Consider the following 21,204-nt stretch of genomic DNA (forward strand, 5'->3'; position numbering starts at 1 on the left):
GTTTCGGGGGGCGGGAGGGCTCCGGCCAGGAGTGCCGCGCCTTGGCTGGTGCCCGTTGATCCCGACAAGGCAGCAACCTCCCGCAACGTGAGTGAAGCAAGCGCCTGCAGATAGGCTTCGTTGGAGGCAAATGGGCCTTCGACCAGAATTGGTCCTTTTGCCCCGACAAGGCTCAGGCAGGTCTCGGTCATCAGTGCGAGATAAAGGCAGGCGGCGGCCCAGCGCTCGTCGTTCGACACCCCCTCGTCGTTGAGCCATTGTCGCTCGCGGCCAGGAAAAGGCCCGGATCCGGTGGTGATGTTCGGCAGCAGCATCAGGCCGTTTTCGATGATCCGAGGCATGGCGGCCAATGCCGCTCCCGGAGAGAGCTTGCCGAGCTCCGATGTTAGCATCTCGAATTCGCGGCCACCCATGAAACGGGACGAAGGGACGGCGCGTCCGTATGCATCCACGTTGGCGAGCGTGTCCCGCTCTGGGTCGAGGTGATCAAGATCGCCGCCGACGGCGAAATTGATTACCCAGGTGCCGGTCGAGACAACAGCGAAGGGCGGCTCGCGGCCGATCAGGTGCGGCAGCAGGGAAGCATTGGAATCGTGAATGCCGCAGTGGACGGGTATCTCTTCGTCGAGGCCGATCTCCCGCGCGACCTCAGGCAAAACCGGCCCGAGCATATCGAAGGCCGAATGCACCGGCGCCATCAGATCGCGGATGCCGAGTTCGTCCACCAACGAGGAAAAGGTTCCTTCGCGCGGGTTCCACAGGTCCGTATGGCAACCGAGCGACGTCATCTCGTTTGTCGCGATACCGGTCAGCCGGAAGGCCCAGTATTGGGGATAGGTGAGGATCCTGCTGACGCGGGCGAAGTCGTCCGCGAAAGTCGTCTTTTGGTAATGGAGCTGCGCCCCGACATTGAGCCCGCCGGAAAGGACGGGCGAGAAGGTTTCGGAAAAGGGCGGCCGGATTGCCGCATAGGCTGTTTGCACGTCTTGCGGATAGAGATGCTCGTAGTCGAGCGCTGGAAGAGCGAGATCCCCTTCCGCGTCAAGCAGCACTGCGGACGCTCCATGGGTGGTGATGGAGATCGCGTCGAAGCCAAGCGTCTCCGCAAACACCTTCAAGGCGTCCACCGCAAAATTCCAAAGCGCCTCGATATCGTAATGCGGATAGGGCGGGCCGGCGAGAACCCGGTTCGGCGTCCGCTTTTCGGCGATTTCCTTGCCCGTCGCGCAATCGAGCACGACGACTTTGGCATTGGTCTTGCCGATATCGAGAACGGCGATCCTTTCAGGCTTACTCATGGCAGATGGAAAACCGTCACCAGATCTTTGGCAACTGGAGAGTTGTCCGGGTTGGTCTCCATGATGTCGGCCATATGCGCCCACCACTTCTTCATGACGGGATGATCCGGCAGACTCGCCATCTTGTGGTTCTGCGGGCGGGTCAATACGCCGAAAAGGATGTTGGTCTCGGGGTCGAGGTGGATCGAGTAGTCGCTGACCCCCGCCTCGTGCAGCAGCCCTACCAGTTCCGGCCAGATCTCGTCGTGGCGGACACGGTATTCCGCTTCCATGTCGGGATGGAGCTTCATCTTGAAAGCGTATTTTTCCTGGCTCATCGGTTCATTTCCTTGATGCGGCGGGCAATGATCGGCACGGCAATCGTTATGATCAGCAAGAGGCCGACGAAGATCGACATGACAATGCCAGGAACGTTCAAGAGCCCCAGCCCGAAGGTGACGAGACCCATGACGAAGGCAGCAATGACGACGCCTGCGATCGTGCCCGCACCGCCGAGGATCGAGACGCCGCCGAGCACGACCATGGTGACCACTTCCAGTTCCCACCCTTGAGCGATCGAAGGGCGGGTCGAGCCGAGGCGCGAGGTGAGGCAGACGGCGGCGACGCCTGCCATCAGCCCGGTCAGGAGGAAGAGGATGAACTTCACGCGCTCCACCGGGATGCCGGAAAAGCGCGCCGCAAATTCATTGTTGCCGATCACATAGATCTGACGGCCGAAATTGGTGGCATGCAGGAGGATGGCGAAGGCTGTCGCCAGCCCGATGAACAGGACGAATTCGAAAGAGAAGACCCAGGCCACATAACCCTGACCGAAATAGGCGAAGCTTTCCGGATATTTGCCATAGGCCTGGTCGCCGAGCACGATATAGGAAATGCCGCGGAAGAGGCTCATCGTGCCGATGGTCACCACGATCGAGGGCAGGCGCAAGCCGGCGACGAGCAGGCCGTTGAATGCGCCGCAGAGAAGTCCGGTGCCGATGCCGATCGCCACCAGCCCGGGCGTGCCGATGCCCATCTGTGCCGCAGCGCCCATCGCGGTCGAGGCAAGCGCGATGATTGCTGCCACCGAAAGATCGATCTCCCCGGCGATCACGAGCAGCGCCATGGCAAAGGCGATCATCGCCTTTTCGGTGAAGTTGAAGGTTGCGTCGGAGAGGTTCCAGGCGTTGAGGAAGTAGGGCGAGGCGAAGGAATTGAAGATGAAGATCAAAACCGCGACGCCGAAGAGCAGCACTTCCCAGCTTGCGAGCATCCGTGAGGTTTTCGTTCCGAGCCGGTCGGGGATCACACGTTTCGTCGTTGCAACGTCGCTCATGCGGTGACCTCCGGAGCTGCGCGGTCGCGCAGGATGATGCGTCCGGCTTTCTTCTCAGCCCGGGCGTTGAAGACGACGGCGAGCACAATGACGATGCCCGAGATCGCCATCTGGGCAAAGGGCGATATGCCGATGACTGGAAGCGCGTTCTTGATGACGCCAAGGAAGAGCGCGCCGAGCACGGCACCCGCGACGGAGCCGATACCGCCGGCAATCGATATGCCGCCGATCACGCAGGCTGCGACCGTATCGAGTTCGAAACCGGCGGCGATATCCACATAGGCAACCGCATAACGCGATACCCAGAGATAGCTGGAGAGGCCAGCCAGTGCTCCCGACAGGACGAAAGCGAGAAAACGGGTCCAGCCTATGTCGATGCCGGCATAGACCGCTGCCGTGGGGTTGCCGCCAGATGCATAGGCGGCGCGGCCGAAGGGCAGGCGGGTCAGCACGAACCAAGCGCCAAGCACGATGACGATTGCGATCCAGGAGAGGATCGGCAGGCCAAGCACAGGCATCCGCGGGATATTGAGAAAGGAGGGCGTCATCTGATGGGCATTGACCCAGCCGCCGCCCGACAGCACAAAGGCCATGCCGCGATAGATGGTGAGCGTACCGAGCGTCACGACGATCGGCGGGATCTGCAGCGCCCAAACCAGGTAACCGTTGATGGCCCCCAGGAAGGCGCCGATGCCGATCGCCATCACGATCAGCAGCGCCAAAGGCAGGTCCGGATAGGCGGCATTGGTCATCGCCACGGCCATGCCGGTAAAGGCCAGGTTGGCGGCGACCGACAGATCGATCGACTTTGTCAGGATCACCGTCATTTGACCGAGCGCCAGGATGATCAGGATCGAGGTGTCGTTGAAGATATTGGCGAGGTTGCCCGGCGAGGCAAAGCCCGGTGCGCGGGTGGAAAAGCTGGCGACCATGATCGCAATGATGACGACCAGCAGGATCTCACGGCTTTTCAGGAGGCGGTTCATGGGCTTCTCCTACTGGTTGCCGGTTGCGGCGCGGACGAGAACTTCGGCGCTGAGCCGGTCACGTTCGAAGATACCGGCGGCCAAACCTTCGCGCATCACCATCACCCGGTCCGACATGCCGAGGATCTCGGGCAGTTCCGAGGAGACCATGATGATCGACAGGCCTTCCGCCGCTAGTTCGCTGATGAAGCCGTGCACGGCAGCCTTCGAACCGATATCGATCCCCTTGGTCGGCTCGTCGAGGATGATCACCTTCGGCCGGGTGGCAAGCCATTTGCCGATGACAACCTTCTGCTGATTGCCGCCCGAAAGGGTGCCGACCGGCACCGAAAGGGCGGCGGCACGCAGATCCAGCCGCTCGGCATATTTGCGGGCGAGCGCGAGTTCGTTGGCGGCCTTCAGGAAACCCGAGCGCGAGGTCTTCTTCAGAGACGGGAGCGACATGTTCTGAAAGATCGGCATGGGCAAGGCCAAGCCGTGGCGCCCGCGCTCCTCCGGCACATAGACGAGCCCGGCCCGGATTGCGTCGCTTGACGAGCGGATCTCGATCGGCTGTCCCTCGAGTGTCAGCCGCCCGGCTGAGGGCCGGGTAATGCCGAACAGCGACTGGCAGAGTTCGGAGCGTCCGGCGCCGATCAGCCCGTAGACGCCGAGGATTTCGCCGCGACGCAGCTCGAAGGAAATGTCGCGGAATTCGGTCGGGTGGCAGTAGTTCTCGACGCGCAATACCGGGGCACCGATATTAACCTCGGCCTTGGGAAAGACGTCCTTGACGTCGCGGCCGACCATCAGCCGGACGATTTCGTCCTGCGGGGTGGTCTTCAGCTTGCCCTGTCCGACCGCGCGGCCGTCGCGAAAAACCACGAAATTTTCGGCGATCTCGTAGACCTCGTCGAACTTGTGGCTGATGAAGAGGATCGCCTTGCCCTGGCGCTTCAGGCCTTCGACGATGCGGAAGAGATCGTCGATCTCTTTGCGGGAGAGGGCGGCGGTCGGCTCGTCCATGATGACGATACGCGCCTCGACGGACAGAGCCCGTGCGATCGCCACCAGATGCCGCTGGGCGATCGACAGATCACGCAGGCGGATCGTCGGATCGATCTCGCTTTCGAGCTGGTGCATGAGCGCTTTCGAGCGGCTGTTGATCTGCCGCCAGTCGATCGTGCCGAAACGGGTGCGCGGGGCATGCCCCAAAAAGATGTTCTCGCCGACAGTCAACTCGTCGAACAGGACCGTTTCCTGGTGGATCGCCGTGACGCCGGCGTCGATCGCGGCTTGCGCGCTGTGGAAAGCGATGGGCTGGCCGTCGATCAGGATCTCGCCCTCGTTCGGGCGATAGATGCCGGTCAGGATCTTGACAAGGGTAGATTTGCCGGCGCCGTTTTCACCGATCAGCGCCGTGACCTGGCCGGGATAGAGCTTGATGCTGACGCCATCCAAAGCTTTTACGCCGGGAAAGATCTGGCTGATGCCGCGCATTTCCAGGATCGGCGTTTCCGCGGCAAGCGGGGCCAAGTCGTTCGTTGGTGCGACAGCGTTCATCATCGATCAGCCAGTGAAATCCGAATAAAGTCCCGGCGGCCATTCGCGACCGCCGGAGGGGAGGTGTTCAAAGGATCAGAAGATCTTGGAGAACTCGTCGATGTTCTTGGCATTGTAGACGAACGGGTCGGCCATCGCGGCTTCGCCATTGTCGCCGACCTTGATCGAGCCCATGCGGCCAGCCTTGATCTCGGAGCCCGGCTTGCCGTCCGTATCACCCTTGACGATGTGGTAAGCAATCTGGGTCGCGGAATAACCGAGGTCGATCGGGTTCCAGATGGCGAATTCCTTCGTCGCGCCGGACTTGATGGCGCCCGCCATTTCGGACGGCAGGCCGAGGCCTGTTACGTAGACTTTACCGATCTGACCGGCATCCTTGACGGCCTGGGAAGCAGCGAGCACGCCGACGGTCGTCGGAGCGACGATGACCTTCACGTTCGGCTGCGATTTCAGGAGGCCCTGGGCTTCGCGATAGGACTTGTCGGCAAGGTCGTCGCCGTAAACGGTCGTGGCGAGGTTAAGGCCTGGAAAATCCTTGATCTGCTTCTTCATCTCGGCGATCCAGGTGTTCTGGTTCGTCGAGGTGGTGGTAGCCGAGAGAATCGCAAAGTCCCCCTTGCCGCCTTCCAGATGATTTGCCGCAAGCTGCAGGCACATCTTGCCGATCAACTCGTTGGAAGACGGGTTCAGGTGCATGATGCGGCCTTCCTTGGCCACGCCGGAATCCCAGGAAATCACCTTGATGCCGCGCTGGGCGGCTTTTTTAAGCGCCGGAACAACGGCATCCGGATCATTGGCGGAAATGGCAATCGCATCCACCCCTTGAGCGATCAGCGAATTGATCACTTCGATCTGGCCTTCGGCCGTGGTGGTCGTCGGACCGGTGTAGATGACTTCGACGCCGCCGAGTTCCTTGGCGGCTTCCTGCGCGCCCTTGTTGGCAGCTTCGAAGAAGCCGTTGCCGAGCGATTTGACGACCAGTGCGATCTTCATGTCCGCGGCACTCGCCGCCGTCGTCATGGCGGCGAAGGCAATTGCCACGCCGAGGGCAAGTTTCTTGGCTAGTTTCATTGTCAGTCCTCCCAGTTGAAAAAGTTCACTTCCCTCCCGCCGGGCGCTCTCATGCGGCCGACGTGGAATCCTCCTCGGCCGGCGCCGCCGCAGCAGTGCCGGCTATGATCAGGTTGACGCCGGCGCCTTCGATCATTCGCGCGGCATCTTCGGATATGTCGTCATCCGTGATGACGGTGGTTACCCGCTCCAGCGGACAAAGTATGAGGCTCGAGCGACGCTGAAATTTGCTCGAATCCACCATCACGATCAGTTCTTCCGCCTGCTGCATCAGCTTCTGCTCGCTCTGGATCACCAGCGCGTCGGCTTCCATCACGCCCAGCGGCCCCACGCCTTGGGCACCGATAAAGATCCGCCGGGCATAGAAATTGCGGATGGCGTCGTTTTCGAAGGGCGACAGGATCAGGCTCTGCTCGCGGTAGATCGCGCCGCCCGGAACGGTCACCGTGCTCTTCGAATGTTTGACGAGGTGTTCGGCGATCGCAAAGGAGTTCGTCATGACCTGCAGGCGGCGCGCCGACATGAAGTGCACCATCTGGAAGGTGGTCGTGCCGCCATTGATGATGACGGAATCGCCTTCTTCACAGAGTTCCACCGCGCGGCGCGCGATTGCGCGTTTCTTGTCGATATTGACGGATTCGGAAACCCGGAACGAGCGGGCGGCAAGCTGGCCGATCTGCGGCGGATGCACCGCTTCGGCCCCGCCGCGCACGCGCCGGAGCTTGCCCTGAACATGAAGTGCGGCAATGTCACGTCGGATCGTCGCCTCGGATGCCTCGGTCAATTCGGCGATGTCCTGCACCGTGATGACGGGCTTTTCCTGAATCGCGCTCAAAATGATGCGATGGCGTTCACGTTCGTGCATGGGCTCCTCCTCGATCCCAATATTGCTGGAAAATTTACGTTGTCAATCATAAACGATCAAATTCGCTTTTATTGCGTTGCACAATGAATGTTTATGATCGTTTTTGATTGACAGGCGGCGTGGCAATGCGCGATATCCACGTTATGGGAGGTGGCGGCTGGTCTGTCGCCATGAACCAAAACACTTTGGGAGGAAAGCGATGTCGGGCCAAACCCGCCTTCTCGAAAACCGCTGGGAAGATTCCCACGCAGCCAAACTCGATGAGCCGGGCAAGCTGCTCTATCGCTCAAATCTCCTCGGCGCCGACAAGCGCATCACCAATTACGGCGGCGGCAATACCTCCGCCAAGGTGATGGAAACGGACCCGCTGAGCGGTGAAAAGGTCCGCGTCATGTGGGTCAAGGGCTCCGGCGGGGACGTCGGGACGATCAAGCTCGATGGTTTCGCGACGCTCTATCTCGACAAGCTGGAGGCACTGAAGGGGCTCTACAAGGGAGTGGAGGACGAAGACCGGATGGTCGGCTTCCTGCCGCATTGCACCTTCAACCTCAATCCGCGCGCTGCTTCGATCGATACGCCGCTGCATGGTTTCGTGCCCTATACGCATGTGGACCACATGCATCCGGATGCGATCATCGCGATCGCCGCGTCCAAAAATTCGAAGGAACTGACGAAACAGATCTTCGGCGACGCGATTGGCTGGCTGCCCTGGCGCCGCCCCGGCTTCCAGCTCGGTCTCGACCTCGAAGCCTTCGTCAAGGCTAATCCGGACGCCAAGGGCGTGGTGCTGGAAAGCCATGGCCTGTTCACATGGGCGAACGATGCCAAGGCCTGCTACGAACTGACGCTTGAAATCATCAACAAGGCAATCGAGTGGTTCGCGCAGCATACCGAGGGCAAGACGATCTTCGGCGGCGAGGTCCTGCAGAGCCTGCCGGCTCCGGAGCGTCGGTCGATCGCCGCAAAGCTCATGCCGGAAATCCGCGGCCGTATCGGCAAGGCGGAGCGCAAGCTCGGTCATTTCGACGATCAGGACGCGGTGCTGGAATTCGTCAACTCGAAGAACCTGAAGCCGCTCGGTGTCCTTGGAACGTCCTGCCCGGACCACTTTTTGCGCACCAAGATCCGCCCGCTGATCCTCGACTTCGATCCGGCCAAGCCGGACGTGGACGGCGTCATCGCGGCGCTGGACAAGGCGCTGGAAAACTATCGTGCCGACTACTCCCGCTACTACGAAACCTGCAAGCACGACAATTCGCCCAAAATCCGCGACCCCAACCCGGTCATCTTCCTCGTCCCCGGCGTTGGTATGCTGTCCTTTGCCCGCGACAAGGCGACCGCCCGCATCGCCGGCGAATTCTATGTGAATGCGATCAACGTGATGCGTGGGGCGTCCACCGTTTCCGAATACCAGGGCCTGCCGGAACAGGAGGCCTTCGATATCGAGTACTGGCTGCTTGAAGAAGCGAAGCTGCAGCGCATGCCGAAGCCGAAGAGCCTTGCCGGTCAGGTGGCGTTCGTCACGGGCGGTGCCGGCGGTATCGGTCGTGCGACCGCGGCGCGGTTGATGGGTGAGGGCGCCTGCGTGGTGCTGGCCGATATTGACGGCGGAGCGCTCGACGCAACGAAAGCCGATTTCGAGAAATCTTTCGGCAAGGACGCCGTGCGCGGCGTGGTGCTTGATGTCACCAAGGAAGATGCCGTCGTTACCGCCTTTGCGGAAGCCTGCGTCGAGTTCGGCGGCGTCGACATCCTCGTCTCGAATGCCGGGATCGCCTCTTCGGCGCCGGTCGAGGACACCACCCTTGCGATGTGGAACAAGAATATCGACATCCTGGCGACGGGTTATTTCCTCGTGTCGCGCGAGGCGTTCCGGCTGTTCCGTCGCCAGAAGCTCGGCGGCAACGTCGTGTTCGTCGCATCGAAGAATGGACTTGCCTCTTCGCCGAACGCATCGGCCTATTGCACCGCCAAGGCTGCCGAAATTCATCTCGCGCGCTGCCTGGCGCTCGAGGGAGCCGACGCCGGCATTCGGGTCAACACGGTCAATCCGGATGCGGTGCTGCGCGGCTCGAAAATCTGGAACGGCGAATGGCGCGAGCAGCGGGCGGCTTCCTCGAAGATCGAGGTTTCCGATCTGGAGGAACATTACCGCAAGCGCTCGATGCTGAAGCTCAACGTCTTCCCGGAAGACATCGCCGAGGCAATCTATTTCCTCGCTTCGGATGCGTCCGCCAAGTCGACCGGCAATATCATCAATGTGGATGCCGGTAACGCGCAGAGTTTTACGCGCTAACAGCTTGTCCGCCCGCTTCCGGCTCTCCCAAGGCCGGCGGCGGGTGGACGCTTCGGTTGCATCAGGGAGGAGATCGTCATGACAGATCTGAAGATTGCCGGCGACGTTGTCGCTGCTGAAAATGAAAAGCGGACACCAGCGCTCCAGTCCGACTACCAGGCGCTTGGCGAGAACCTGTCACGCCGCGGCATCGATATCGACGCGATCACCCGAAAGGTATCCGAATTTTTCGTCGCGGTCCCTTCCTGGGGCGTCGGCACCGGGGGAACACGTTTTGCCCGCTTTCCGGGGCAGGGCGAACCGCGGGGCATCTTCGACAAGCTGGATGATTGCGCTGTCATCCATCAGTTGACCCAGGCAACGCCGACCGTTTCGCTGCACATCCCCTGGGACAAGGCGGATGCGAAGGAATTGAAAGCCAAGGGTGACGCGTTGGGGCTCGGCTTCGACTCGATGAATTCCAACACCTTTTCCGACGCACCCGGCCAGGCCCAGTCCTATAAATACGGCTCGCTCAGCCACACTAATGCCGCGACGCGCAGCCAAGCGATCGAGCATAATCTCGAATGTATCGAGATTGGCAAGGCGGTCGGCTCCAAGGCGCTGACCGTCTGGATCGGCGACGGCTCAAATTTCCCGGGGCAAAGTAACTTCACCAAGAGTTTCGAGCGCTATCTTGCCGCCATGGCGGAAATCTACAAGGCCCTGCCGGATGACTGGCGGCTGTTTTCCGAACACAAGATGTACGAGCCGGCGTTTTATTCGACGGTGGTGCAGGACTGGGGCACCAACTACGTGATCGCCAACACGCTCGGTCCGAAGGCCTTTTGCCTCGTCGATCTCGGTCACCACGCGCCGAATACCAATATCGAGATGATCGTCGCCCGCCTCATCCAATTCGGCAAGCTCGGCGGCTTCCATTTCAACGACTCGAAATATGGCGATGACGACCTCGACGCCGGTGCAATCGAGCCCTACCGGCTGTTCCTCGTCTTCAATGAACTGGTCGACGCCGAACACCGCGGCGTTAAGGGTTTCCACCCGGCCCATATGATCGATCAGTCACACAACGTCACCGATCCGATTGAAAGTCTGATCTCCAGCGCCAACGAAATCCGCCGGGCTTATGCGCAGGCCTTGTTGGTCGATCGCGCAGCTCTGGATGACTATCAGCAGGAGAACGATGCGCTAATGGCGTCGGAAACACTAAAGCGCGCCTACAGGACCGATGTTGAGCCGATTCTCGCCGAGGCTCGCCGGCGTGCGGGAGGGGCGGTCGATCCGGTAGCCACTTATCGTGCCAGCGGTTACCGCAAAAAGGTCGCGCTGGAACGGCCGGCCTCGGCTGCAGGCGGTGGCGGGATCATCTGAAGCCAATCCCAAGCTGACTCGACCTGGCGCCGCTCGTCGCTACAGGCCAAAAGGATAGGTTTCCGGGACGCCCTCGTGCTTTTCGACGAGTCCGAGCGGCGTAACCGGCGTCGTTGTGTCGAACCACACGAAAGCGTCGAACTGTTGCGGCAGCGATGCGTACATATAGTGGCTCAGGCGTTCGGTTTCCGGCCGGTAGATCACGCCGATGAAACGTTCGAGCCGCGGCTCCAACAATTGCTGCCGCACTTCAAGGTGTTTCGGCATATCGAGCAGAAAGCGCTTGTGCCGCGTCATATGGAATAGGCTCTCATAACTGTCCTCCAACGTGGGGCGGATGGTTTTTATCTCCATATCCCCATCCCAGTCGGTTGCGGCGACCACGTCTCCTTCATGGGTGCCGAAGCCGATGAGAGCAGCAGCAGCGCCAAAGCGCTGGCGGCAGAGCTGGCCGATATTCACTTCTTCTCTGGATGTTCCCATGTCCGTATGCCGCGCATCGCCGATGTGGGAGTTATGAGCCCAGACGACAGCCTTCGATTGCGAGCCGTGCGCCTCCAGCAGTTGCTGGAGCGCCTCGAACATATGGGTGTCACGCAGGTTCCAGGAGTCCGCACCGCCATAATACATGATCCGGTAGTAGCGTTCGGCGGAAGCAATCAGGCGCGCATTCTGGGCTGCGTCAAGGAGGTCATCACCATCTTCGCCGGCTCGTTGGAGCTGACGTTCGAGTAATTCCCTGCACTGGGCGACCACCGCCTTCTCGCATTTGTCGTAACCCTCGATCAGCACCGCGCGGCCATAGGTGGAAGGGTCGTTCTGCCAAGGCGTCAGGCATCCGTAACGTTCTCTCGCCACCCTCGCGGCCTTTGGATCCGTGCGGTCGAGATAGGCAAGCACGGCCGCGATTGAGCCGCTCATATTATAGATGTCGAGACCGTAGAAGCCGACCCGGTTGCGCTGATCCGGCACAGCGGCGTTGTATCTGTGCAGCCAGCCGATAAAGTCCGCGACTTCAAGGTTGCGCCACATCCATGTCGGGAAGCGCTGGAACGCAACCTCGCCGGACCTTCCGGGCCTGTGCCGGACATAACGGTCGATCGCGGCGGCATCAGGCCAGTCTGCCTCGACGGCGACGATCGTAAAACCGTGATGTTCGATGAGGCGGCGAGTGATCGCGGCGCGGGCGCGATAGAATTCCGATGTGCCGTGGCTGGCCTCGCCGAGAAGTACCACGCGGCGATCGCCGAAACGGTCGAACAGCGCTCCGAAGGCGGGGTCGTCGAAGTCGGGAAGCGGTTCGGCAGCGTCCGAGATCAATTCAGGAAGCGGTTTTGGGACACGCCTCGATTTCTCATACGCGTCGCGCCATCCATATTGGCCCACGAGCGGGACGAAGCGAACGCCTCCCAAATCCTCTTCTTCGAAGGTCGCAGCGCTTGTCCGCGTCACGCGGACCAGCCGTTGAGCGCCTTCCGAACCGATGGGCATGATCAGGTGGCCTCCTATTTCGAGCTGCTCCTTGAGTGCCGGCGGCACAGATGGCCCGCCGGCTGCCACAAGAATTGCGTCGAACGGCGCGGCTTCCGGCCAGCCTTTTGTCCCGTCATCCACCCTGGTTGCGATGTTGCCGAACCCCAGGCGGCGGAACCGGCGTCTGGCCTGTTCTCCAAGGCTCGGATATCGCTCGATGGTGTAAACTTGATCGGCGATGCGGCTGAGAACAGCCGCGGCATAACCCGAGCCAGTGCCGACCTCCAGCACGACATCGCCTCGCCCGATCTTTGCCCGTTCTATCATCAACGCAACGATATAGGGTTGCGAGATGGTTTGCCCTTCGCCGATCGCAAGGGGTGTGTCCTCGTAGGCGAACTCTTCGAACCCGCTCTCGACGAATGCCTCGCGCGGCACCTCGCGGAAAGCCCGGAGCAGCTCAGGGTTCCTGAGGCCCCGACGTGCTATCTGCGCCTCTATCATGCGCTCACGAGCGTATTCGAAGTCCTGCATGGCGTTCGTCCCGCAAACTTCACCCCGTTGCGGGCTAAACTATGGTAACGGCAAGTGGTTTCAAGAAATGCCGTCGCCGGATTGACAAAAAATCGCCCGGTTTGCTTCCTTCAACTCAGGTGGCCGTTCCGCTGTCCGCAGGTGCGGAAACGAGGGCATGCGAAGCGGCACGATTTCTGATGCTGCAAACTGTGTCTATGACGGCTTCCATCCGATAGAATCATTAACCAGGAACGAAAAATGGGGGCAAGTTTAATCTCTCGTTGATTAAGGTGATCTAATATTTGACCAGGCAGGCCAACCTGCTGTTTGTACAGAGTAACGCTGGTCAAGAATGCAGAGCCTCCGCACCCGATCATCTCGGTCCGCACTTCTCGTCGTCGCAGCCGTGACGAGTTTTTTTGTCCTCGTTGGATCGGTACTCGCCTTCCTGGTCGCCATCGCCGTGCGAGACATGACCGAGGCGGCCACGACGATCGATGACGCGCGGGCCTCACACGCGGCCTCGGCTGCCGTGGAAGCTTTTCAAAGCCGATTGCGGGCAACCGTCAGGGATAACGCGGTCTGGGACGATGCTTTCAAGGCCATGGCGTCGGATAACGCCCAGGAATGGGCCTATGAGAACTGGGGAAGCACGACCGAGGACTACCCTCTGTACGATATTGCGATCGTACTTCGAGCCGATGGAAGCACACTGACTGCTCACAAGAAAGGCGAGGAATTCGATCCCTTTGAATATTTCGGTACGGCGCTTCCGGATCTCGCAAAGAAGGCGGCGCAATCGGGTCAGGAGCCGGTGAGCGGATTCGTGAAAACGGCCGACGGCGTCGTCCTCTTCGGAGCCGGTTCTATCCAGCCCTATGAGGAGACCCCGGATGTGCAGCAGGCCTTCAATACGCTGATCTTTGCCAAAGTCTTGAACTCCGAAGCCATCGCCGAAATCGCCAAGACTTTTGATCTGGGTGGACTATTTGTCGTCGATGTCCCCCATATTCAGACGCTGAATACAGTTCTGCCCGACATCGACGGAAAAGCCGTGTCCTACCTGGAATGGCCGAGCCGGGATCCCGGCTCCAGGATATACTACGGGGTCAAGGCCTACCTGATGGCTGCCGCCCTGCTTCTGTCAGCCTTCTTCATTGCCATCGTAGCGACCGGGCTCTTCTCCGCTCGCGGCTTCAAACGGCGCGCCCAGGAGGTGCATCACCGGGCGATCCATGATCCGTTGAGCGGGCTTCTCAACCGCGCCGGGTTCCTGGAGGAGGTGGAGCGGCGTCTGGCCGACAAGGAGGAGGTCGAACTTCACCTTCTCGATCTCGATGGTTTCAAGGAAGTCAACGATGCATGGGGACATGCGGTCGGCGACGAACTCATCAAGCTCGTCGCGGCGCGAGTGACGGCTCTACTTCCTGCGGGCGCATCTTTTTCGCGCCTCGGCGGGGACGAATTCGCGATCGCTGCGACCAGAAGTGACACCAGGGAACTGTCTTCCTCCATACTGGAAGCCTTGAGCCGTCCGTTTGAGATAGGCGGCAGGACGATCGAGATCGGCGTGAGCATCGGCATCGTGGCCACGGATGCAAGTGCTACCGATCCGCTGGAGTTCGTCCGACGCGCGGACGTCGCCTTGTATCGGGCCAAGGAAAGTGGCCGGGGACAGGCGGTCGCATATCATGCGGAACTCGACCTGGAACGGGAAAGCCGCAGCCAGTTCGAAACGAAACTCCGCGCGGCAATTGCGTCCAACAGCATCCGCCCGGTCTACCAACCACTTGTCGACGCCGCCACTCAGGAATGGAGGGGGGTCGAGGTCCTCGCCCGATGGACGGCGGAAACCGGTCCCGTCAGTCCCGAAATTTTCATTCCGATCGCCGAGCGGGCCGGCCTGATCGACGAGCTTGGGCTGCTTATTCTTGCATCGGCAATCGATGAAGTCGGGACGTGGCAGGATATCGCCATTTCCGTGAATGCGTCGCCGATCCAGCTGAGAAATCCGAACTTTGCGGCGAACGTTGTCGCCTTGCTGAAGGCGAAATCATTCGATCCGAGACGGCTTACGCTCGAAATTACCGAAGGGGTGTTGATGGCTAATCCCGAGCAGGCTAAGCGATCGATTGCCAACCTGAAAGCGGTGGGCGTCAAGTTCGCTCTCGACGATTTCGGCTGCGGTTACGCCAGCATCGGGGCGCTGCGCGAATTCGGCTTCGACCGGATGAAGATCGACCGGTCGCTTGTGATGGGGATCGACAACGAGCGGGGAGCACAGATTCTCAACGCAACCATCCTGCTCGCAAATGCACTCGACATTCCCGTGACGGCCGAGGGGGTAGAAACACCCGCGCAGGCCAAGGCTCTTTACCTTTCCGGCTGCGATCAACTGCAGGGTCATCTTGTGGGGAAACCCATGGAAGCGGCTGAGATCCAGAAGAAGCTCCTGTCCCGCGCGGCCTGAGCTGCGGCTGACGGGGCCGTCGCGTCGCGCGGGGGAACTCTGAGAGTGCCAGTTTGTTATCCTTGTCTCAAGGAGGTTCAAACATGGGTATGAATACACCAAAACCAGGCGCTCCCGGCACTACGGATCAATCTCCACGTTGGGAAGGTCCGCAAGAAAACAGGCCTCGCGGGTACATGCCAGCCAAAGACGATCCCGATCACGATCGTGATGCGCTTGGCGAGAACAATCAGGATCCTTCCCGGGAAAAGGTGTCGGATGCCGGCAAGACCAAGGGAGACTGAGATGAAGAAAAACCATTCGGGCACCGGTCCCGAGGCTGATGCCAAGGGGCAGTTCGCCAAGTCTCAGGCTGATCGCAAGAGCAGTGGCGTGCACAGCGCGAAACCTACCGTCATCACCGGATCAGAGGATGCTACCGCCCATCGCAATCCGCCGGGCACCAAACGGGTTGCAAACGATTGGGATCCGAATTTCGATCCGGCGGACGCGAGCAAGGAGCGCTGAACCGGATTCAGGCCTCTTGAAACGTCAGATCCCATTCACCAGATTGATTTCGCTTCTTTTATCCGGCTGAGATTGAAAGGAGGAAATCATGAACATCCCGGATATGCCGTTTAGAGTGCCAGTGACGATCCGTCTCCAGTCGGGCCTGGAACGATGCTTCAGAACTGTTTACGACGCGCTCGATTTCCTGGAGAACGAGTGGCCGCTGAAGCGCGGCGAACGATATGACCGCGCAGTTCGCCGTGCTCGCGCCGCCCTGAACAGGATGGTGCCCACGGAAGTCGCCCGCGAGGCCTTCATTTCAGCATGCCTCGAGGCTGGCATGCCTGCCGTCATGGTCGGCGCCATCGGCTTTTCGCAGCCGACGGTTGGAAGGATGGCTGCTTCCGCTTAGGGCCGGCATCCGGCGATCCAGCCGTTTCATTGCCTGGCGGCGCTGAGTTTGATCCGCTCCTCGGTTGGAATGTCAGAGGATCGCCGGGCGGCGGCTGGCGTCCGCAAGGTCTCTGCGAAAGCCATCATCAGCGGGCCGACGCCCTTGATATCATCGGCCCGTATTTCCTCCGAAAGGTAATACTCCACCGTCCCGTCACGGTAGCGGCCGTTGAAGCCGCCCAGACCGGCGACGCAGCAGATATTCTGCAGCCTCGATGTTCCCGTTTCATCCGGGCGCAACTCATGTTCGACAAGGGAGCGGAGGCTTTCTTTCCCGGCATGAGCAAAAGCTGCCGAGCCTTTAAGGCGGGCGAGTTTTTGAAGGAAATAGGCGAACATCGCGGTGGCGGAGCTTTCCGCGTAATTCCCCCTCACATCGGGCCGATCGATCACCTGCAGCCACCGATGATCGGAAGTTTGCAAGGCAAGCAGCTTGGATGCGAGTGCCGAAGCGCGGAGAATGAGATCTTGCCGTGCCGGGCCCGGCGGAAGGCTCTCGATGATATCGACAAAGGCCATGGCCAGCCAGCCGATCGATCGGGCCCAGTGAGCCGGGGACAGCCCGCTTTGCGGGTCCGCCCAAGTCTGTTCGCGCGACTCGTCATAACCATGCCGGTAGAGTGCCGCGTCGCGGTCGTAGGTCAGGTCGAGGGCGGTTGAAAATTGCTGAAGAGCCTCATCAAGCATATCCGGCCGGGAGGCGGCGCGCGCATATTCGATCTTGAAAGGCAGAGCCATATAGAGGCCGTCCAGCCAGATCTGATGCGGGTAGCGGAGTTTGTGCCAATAGACGTCGCTGCCGGTACGCGGATGCGTATCGAGCTGCCTTGCGAGAGGAGCGGCGGCATCAAGCCAGGCGGCGTCGCTGGTCAACCCATAAAGGAAAACGAGGGCGCGGCCGGGGAGGATGTTGTCGATATTGAATTCATCGATCTCGTAGCCGATCAAGCGGCCTTGCGTATCGATCTGACCGCCGACCAGGCGGATGAGATGATCGAGCCAACGCTTTTCGGAGGTCGCTTGATAAAGCGTAATCAGACCGCGATAGAGGCATCCGTCTTCATAACACCAGGCTCCGCCTTTGTAATATTCGTATCCGCGGGCGTAATCGTCGAAATAAGTTTGAAGCATGGGCTCAGTCTTGGGCTGGATGGATCGAAGCCGGCGAGAGCATCGCCAGGCGACTAAAAGTGGTGTTTTCCGCGACAATGCCGGCGTGACGAAGGGGCGGGAGGAGACAGGCCATTTCCGGCACTTCCGCCTTGGCATCTGGCGCGAAGGAAACTGTGTAGTTTTCGAAAGCGATATCGCAGATGGACGCTTCGGGCAGACCGTAGAATACGGCCGCAGCGGTGCGGGCGCCCGAGACCGTGACGTTCTTCACCGAGATCGACCGGATGTTGGGCGTCTCGTCGGAAACCGGCAGGCGGGCGCGCGACTGGACGTAGTCCGACCGCCCGTCGGCATCGCAGAAATAGAAGGAGTTGACCGCCACCGGTGTTGCGACAGCCTCTATTAGGCTGTCTGAAAACCGGATATTCGACACCGTTCCGCCACGGCCTCTGCGCGTCTTGATCCTGAGCCCCCGGTCGGTTCCCCGGAAGTGGCAATTCGTGATCTGGATGTCGCGGACGCCGGCGCTCATTTCGCTGCCGATGACCACGGCGCCATGGCCGCGCTCCATCAGGCAATTGGAGATCCTAACGCGCTCCGTCGGCCGATCAGGCCCGCCGTTCGGGCTGCGCTTGCCCGCCTTTATGGCAACGCAGTCGTCTCCGACAGAAATATGAAGGCCGGCAAGGCGGATACCAGAGCTGCTTTCCGGATTGAACCCATCCGTATTGGGCGAGTCCGGATCATTCCGGATCGTGAGATCCGCCGCGAGCAGTCGGCTGCAAAGCACCGGATGTACCGTCCATGACGGTGAGTTGCGGATGGTGAGGCCTGAGAGAGTGATGTCTTCGCATCCGGAAAGGAAAACGGTGCGGGCCCGTCTGGCACCCTGTCGCGTCTCCTTCGGCCAGAACCACCAGTCGCCGCGATCGCCGCCGCCGTCGATGATGCCTTTTCCGCTGATCCGGATATTGCGGCAGTCGATCGCGTTGATCAGGCTGGCGTAACACGCCTCCGTCACACCTTCCCAGGTGCCGAGCACGCGGCCATCCGGGTGGCGGGCTGGGAGGATGGGAAAGGTTTCGCGGTCCGAGACTGCAGCCAGTTCGGCTCCTTCGTCGAGCAGCAGCGTCATGTCGCTCTTGAGGAAGACAGGGCCGCTCAGCCAGCGCCCGGGCGGTATCCGAAGCGTCCCCTCGGAGGGGAGAGCGTCGATTGCGGCCTGGATCGCTTCAGCATTATCTGATGAGCCGACTGAGGCGCCGAAATCGCTGATGTCGGTGAGAGCCGTTTCCTTTCTTGTCGTGAACTCAAGGCGGGCTTGACCAATCTGGAGGGAAAGATGGCTGCCCGGTTCGAGTTCAGCGACTGTAAAGACGACGCGTCTCGTCGTCCCTTCAGCCACGATATCGCCATCGACCTTCCGAACGGTCCAGGCCAACGAAGAGTCCCGTTCGAAAAGATGCCTTTCGGCATCGACACTGAAGGTCGCACTGCGTGGTCCGGTGGTCAGAAGTTCGATGGCGGCAATCGTCACGATGTTCAGATCCCCGTCAGCGCTTCGTTGATGCCGGCGATGATCTCAGCGGCCGCGTCCTCGGCGGATTGCTGGCCGTAGGCGAAGGCCTCGAAGTTCGTGTCGAAAGCTTCGGTGACACGCGGATGCTCGTTCAGCGGCGAAACTCCAGGACTGCTGGGTTCCATCACCCGCTTGTAGGCTTCCAGCTGGACAGGCTTGACCTTGCCTTCCTTGTTAAGCACATCGAGTGCGGCCTTGCTGGAGGGAATGCCGCGCGTTGCGCCCAGCACCTTTACCGCCGCCGGATCGTTGAGAAGGCAATTGACGATCTGCGCTGCCGCTTTCGGGTCCTTGCTGTTCTTGGAGATGGCAAACAGCATCGATGGCTTGCGATAGACGCCGTCGATCTTCGCTCCGGCGACGGTGAGCAACTTGACCGGGACGAGTTCCTGGCCCTTTTCCATGGGCGTGGAAATCTTGCCGTAGGTGCTGTCCCACTGGTACGTGCCGGCAATCTGACCCTTTGCCCATTTCTGGTTTTCATGCAGGGGCGTATTGCCGCCGGCTGCGACTTGCTTCCAGGACTCGATCACGCCCTTGTCCACTAGGGTCTGGTAGAACTTCAGCCCTTCGACGAGCTCCTCTTCTGTCCAGGAAACCTTGTTCGTTGCGGGATCGATCAGGTCCTTGCCGGTCTTCTGCGTCGTACGCAGGATGACCATGAGGCGGGCGTCGAGTGCAGCGCCCTCGAAAGGATAATAGTCCTTGCCGAGCTTCTCCTTCATCTTCGGCGCGGCCGCGATCAGTTCTTCCCAGGTGGTCGGGATCGGCACGCCGGCCTTGTCGTAGGTCGTCTTGTTAAACATGAAGACGCGGCCCGTGGTCGAGACCGGAATGCCGTTCAGCTTGCCCTTAACCGTACCGCTGTCGAGATCGGCCTTGGACCATTGGCCGAGGTCGATGATGTCCTTGTACTGGTAGAGATCGGCAAAGCCGGTGCCGTTCTTGGTGAAAAGCGGTAGCCACGGCCAATTGACCTGCATGATGTCGGCTTCGGTGCCGCCAGCGAGCTGAGTGGCGATCTTTTCCTGATGCCCCTGGAAGCCGGTGAATTCCGGCGCCACGGTATGGCCGAATTTGCTGCCGCAGATCTTTAGCGCTTCCTGGGTTGCGAGGTGGCGGTCGTCGCTTCCCCACCAGGACATGCGCAGGTCCGCAGCAAATGCGGTCGAAAGGCTGGTGGCGGCAAACAGTGCCGCGGTCATGATCATGGTTCTCATTTTGGCTCCTCCCAAGTTGGAACGCTGAAGTTTCAGATCGCCAGGCTGATGTTTTCACCTGTTTGGCGATCGAACAGGTGGACTCCCTTTGGGTCCGGGCTCAGCCAGATCCAATCATCGCGAAGCGCGGTCCGGTCATAGGCAGCCGAAGGTACGATGGCGATCAGGCGCTTCGGCCCGATGTCGACGTAGAGATAGACCTCGTGGCCCATGAACTCGATATGGTTCACCTTGCCCTTGAGCGTGCCCGCGGTCTTGGCTTCGGCGATACGCAGATGCTGGGGCCGGATGCCGAGCGTCACCCAACCGGACTTTCCAACCGACAGCCGGTGCGCGAATTCGTCCCCGAGTGCGACCGTCTGATCCGCGGCCTTAACGTGGGTTTGTCCTTCAAGCTCGCCATCCAGAAAATTCATCTCCGGGCTGCCGATGAAGCCGGCGACGAAGGTATTGGCCGGACGGTTGTAGAGCGTCATGGGATCGGCGACCTGCATGATGTGGCCGTCCTTCATGACGCAGATCCGGTCGCCCATGGTCATGGCCTCCGTCTGGTCGTGGGTGACATAGACAACCGTTGCCTGCTGTCCTTCCGCCTTCAGCCTCTTGTGCAGGTCGGTGATGCGAACGCGCATCGAGGCGCGCAGCTTTGCATCGAGGTTCGAGAGAGGCTCGTCGAATAGGAAAACCTGCGGTTTCTTGATCAGCGCGCGGCCGACCGCGACACGCTGCGCCTGGCCGCCGGAAAGCTGCTTCGGCAGCCGTTCCAGGAGCGGGTCTATTTCCAGCAGTCCCGAAACGTGCTCCGTCGCCTTTTCGATTTCTTCGGCAGGGCGGCGCTTCAGCCGCATGCTGAACGACAGGTTTTTGCGCACCTTCATATGCGGGTAGAGCGCATAATTCTGAAAGACCATGGAGATACCGCGGTCGCCCGGCGGTTTGTCGTTCACCAGTTCTCCGCCGATCCGGATTTCGCCGCCGGTAATCCGTTCGAGGCCCGCGATCATGCGCAAGGTCGTAGACTTGGCGCAGCCGGAGGGGCCGACCAGCACCATGAACTCGCCGTCCTCGACATCGAGGTTGATGCCATGCACGGCGCGAAGCGAACCGTAGTCCTTTTCGAGATTTCTCAGTTGCAGACGTGCCATGT

At 60.5% G+C, this 21,204-nt stretch carries 18 protein-coding genes; 6 read left to right on the forward strand and 12 right to left on the reverse strand.

Annotated features, from left to right (window positions below; translation table 11 throughout):
- The 7 genes from C5L12_RS07085 to C5L12_RS07115 form a co-directional block, all read right to left on the reverse strand.
- On the reverse strand, positions 1-1,298 hold a 1,298-nt coding region (locus C5L12_RS07085; protein WP_105371339.1), incomplete at its 3' end, for an FGGY-family carbohydrate kinase.
- Positions 1,295-1,615, reverse strand: a complete 321-nt coding sequence (gene rhaM / locus C5L12_RS07090; RefSeq protein ID WP_105371340.1) for an L-rhamnose mutarotase — start codon at positions 1,613-1,615, stop codon at positions 1,295-1,297. The genes rhaM and C5L12_RS07085, both read right to left, overlap by 4 nt.
- Positions 1,612-2,613, reverse strand: a complete 1,002-nt coding sequence (locus C5L12_RS07095; RefSeq protein WP_105371341.1) for an ABC transporter permease — start codon at positions 2,611-2,613, stop codon at positions 1,612-1,614. The genes rhaM and C5L12_RS07095 overlap by 4 nt, the downstream gene beginning before the upstream one ends.
- Positions 2,610-3,599, reverse strand: coding sequence for an ABC transporter permease (locus C5L12_RS07100; protein WP_105371342.1), 990 nt, complete (start codon positions 3,597-3,599; stop codon positions 2,610-2,612). The genes C5L12_RS07095 and C5L12_RS07100 overlap by 4 nt, the downstream gene beginning before the upstream one ends.
- 9 nt (positions 3,600-3,608) lie before the next feature.
- Positions 3,609-5,141, reverse strand: a complete 1,533-nt coding sequence (locus C5L12_RS07105) for a sugar ABC transporter ATP-binding protein (RefSeq protein WP_245422797.1) — start codon at positions 5,139-5,141, stop codon at positions 3,609-3,611.
- Positions 5,142-5,216: 75 nt separating this feature from the next.
- Positions 5,217-6,212: a rhamnose ABC transporter substrate-binding protein gene (gene rhaS / locus C5L12_RS07110; RefSeq protein WP_105371344.1), complete on the reverse strand. Its 996-nt coding sequence runs from the start codon at positions 6,210-6,212 to the stop codon at positions 5,217-5,219.
- Between the two features lie 49 nt (positions 6,213-6,261).
- Positions 6,262-7,077, reverse strand: coding sequence for a DeoR/GlpR family DNA-binding transcription regulator (locus tag C5L12_RS07115; protein ID WP_105371345.1), 816 nt, complete (start codon positions 7,075-7,077; stop codon positions 6,262-6,264).
- Positions 7,078-7,276: 199 nt separating this feature from the next.
- On the opposite strand from C5L12_RS07115, the gene C5L12_RS07120 reads away from it, so the two are divergent.
- A complete protein-coding gene (locus tag C5L12_RS07120) occupies positions 7,277-9,373 on the forward strand; it encodes a bifunctional rhamnulose-1-phosphate aldolase/short-chain dehydrogenase (protein ID WP_105371346.1) in 2,097 nt (698 codons plus the stop codon).
- 78 nt (positions 9,374-9,451) lie between these two features.
- Positions 9,452-10,744, forward strand: a complete 1,293-nt coding sequence (rhaI, locus tag C5L12_RS07125) for an L-rhamnose catabolism isomerase (RefSeq protein WP_105371347.1) — start codon at positions 9,452-9,454, stop codon at positions 10,742-10,744.
- 39 nt (positions 10,745-10,783) lie between these two features.
- Here the strand turns inward: rhaI and C5L12_RS07130 are convergent, their stop codons facing one another.
- Positions 10,784-12,751: a protein-L-isoaspartate(D-aspartate) O-methyltransferase gene (locus C5L12_RS07130; RefSeq protein WP_105371348.1), complete on the reverse strand. Its 1,968-nt coding sequence runs from the start codon at positions 12,749-12,751 to the stop codon at positions 10,784-10,786.
- Positions 12,752-13,085: 334 nt separating this feature from the next.
- On the opposite strand from C5L12_RS07130, the gene C5L12_RS07135 reads away from it, so the two are divergent.
- The 4 genes from C5L12_RS07135 to C5L12_RS07150 all read left to right on the forward strand — a co-directional run bounded on the left by C5L12_RS07135 (position 13,086) and on the right by C5L12_RS07150 (position 16,104).
- On the forward strand, positions 13,086-15,203 hold the full coding sequence (locus C5L12_RS07135) for a bifunctional diguanylate cyclase/phosphodiesterase (RefSeq protein ID WP_105371349.1): 2,118 nt from the start codon (positions 13,086-13,088) through the stop codon (positions 15,201-15,203).
- Positions 15,204-15,292: 89 nt separating this feature from the next.
- Positions 15,293-15,487 carry a hypothetical protein gene (locus C5L12_RS07140; RefSeq protein ID WP_105371566.1) on the forward strand — a complete coding sequence of 65 codons (195 nt, stop codon included), beginning with the start codon at positions 15,293-15,295 and terminating at the stop codon, positions 15,485-15,487.
- 1 nt (position 15,488) lies between these two features.
- The gene (locus C5L12_RS07145) at positions 15,489-15,710 is read left to right on the forward strand and encodes a hypothetical protein (protein ID WP_105371350.1); all 222 of its coding nucleotides are present in this window, start codon (positions 15,489-15,491) and stop codon (positions 15,708-15,710) included.
- 88 nt (positions 15,711-15,798) lie between these two features.
- Positions 15,799-16,104, forward strand: coding sequence for a DUF982 domain-containing protein (locus C5L12_RS07150; protein ID WP_105371351.1), 306 nt, complete (start codon positions 15,799-15,801; stop codon positions 16,102-16,104).
- A gap of 26 nt (positions 16,105-16,130) precedes the next feature.
- On the opposite strand, the gene C5L12_RS07155 is transcribed toward C5L12_RS07150, so the two are convergent.
- The 4 genes from C5L12_RS07155 to C5L12_RS07170 are packed head-to-tail and all read right to left on the reverse strand — an operon-like array spanning position 16,131 to position 21,202.
- Positions 16,131-17,276: a glycoside hydrolase family 88/105 protein gene (locus C5L12_RS07155; protein WP_105371352.1), complete on the reverse strand. Its 1,146-nt coding sequence runs from the start codon at positions 17,274-17,276 to the stop codon at positions 16,131-16,133.
- Between the two features lie 4 nt (positions 17,277-17,280).
- Entirely contained in the window at positions 17,281-18,795 is a 1,515-nt protein-coding gene (gene pglA / locus C5L12_RS07160) for a polygalacturonase PglA (RefSeq protein WP_105371353.1), read from the reverse strand.
- 5 nt (positions 18,796-18,800) lie between these two features.
- Complete coding sequence (locus C5L12_RS07165; protein WP_105371354.1) at positions 18,801-20,057, reverse strand: ABC transporter substrate-binding protein; 1,257 nt, start codon at positions 20,055-20,057, stop codon at positions 18,801-18,803.
- 32 nt (positions 20,058-20,089) lie between these two features.
- Positions 20,090-21,202, reverse strand: a complete 1,113-nt coding sequence (locus C5L12_RS07170; protein WP_105371355.1) for an ABC transporter ATP-binding protein — start codon at positions 21,200-21,202, stop codon at positions 20,090-20,092.
- Between the last annotated feature and the right edge of the window lie 2 nt (positions 21,203-21,204).

Source organism: Neorhizobium huautlense (assembly GCF_002968575.1).
Classification (GTDB): Bacteria; Pseudomonadota; Alphaproteobacteria; order Rhizobiales; family Rhizobiaceae; genus Neorhizobium; species Neorhizobium huautlense.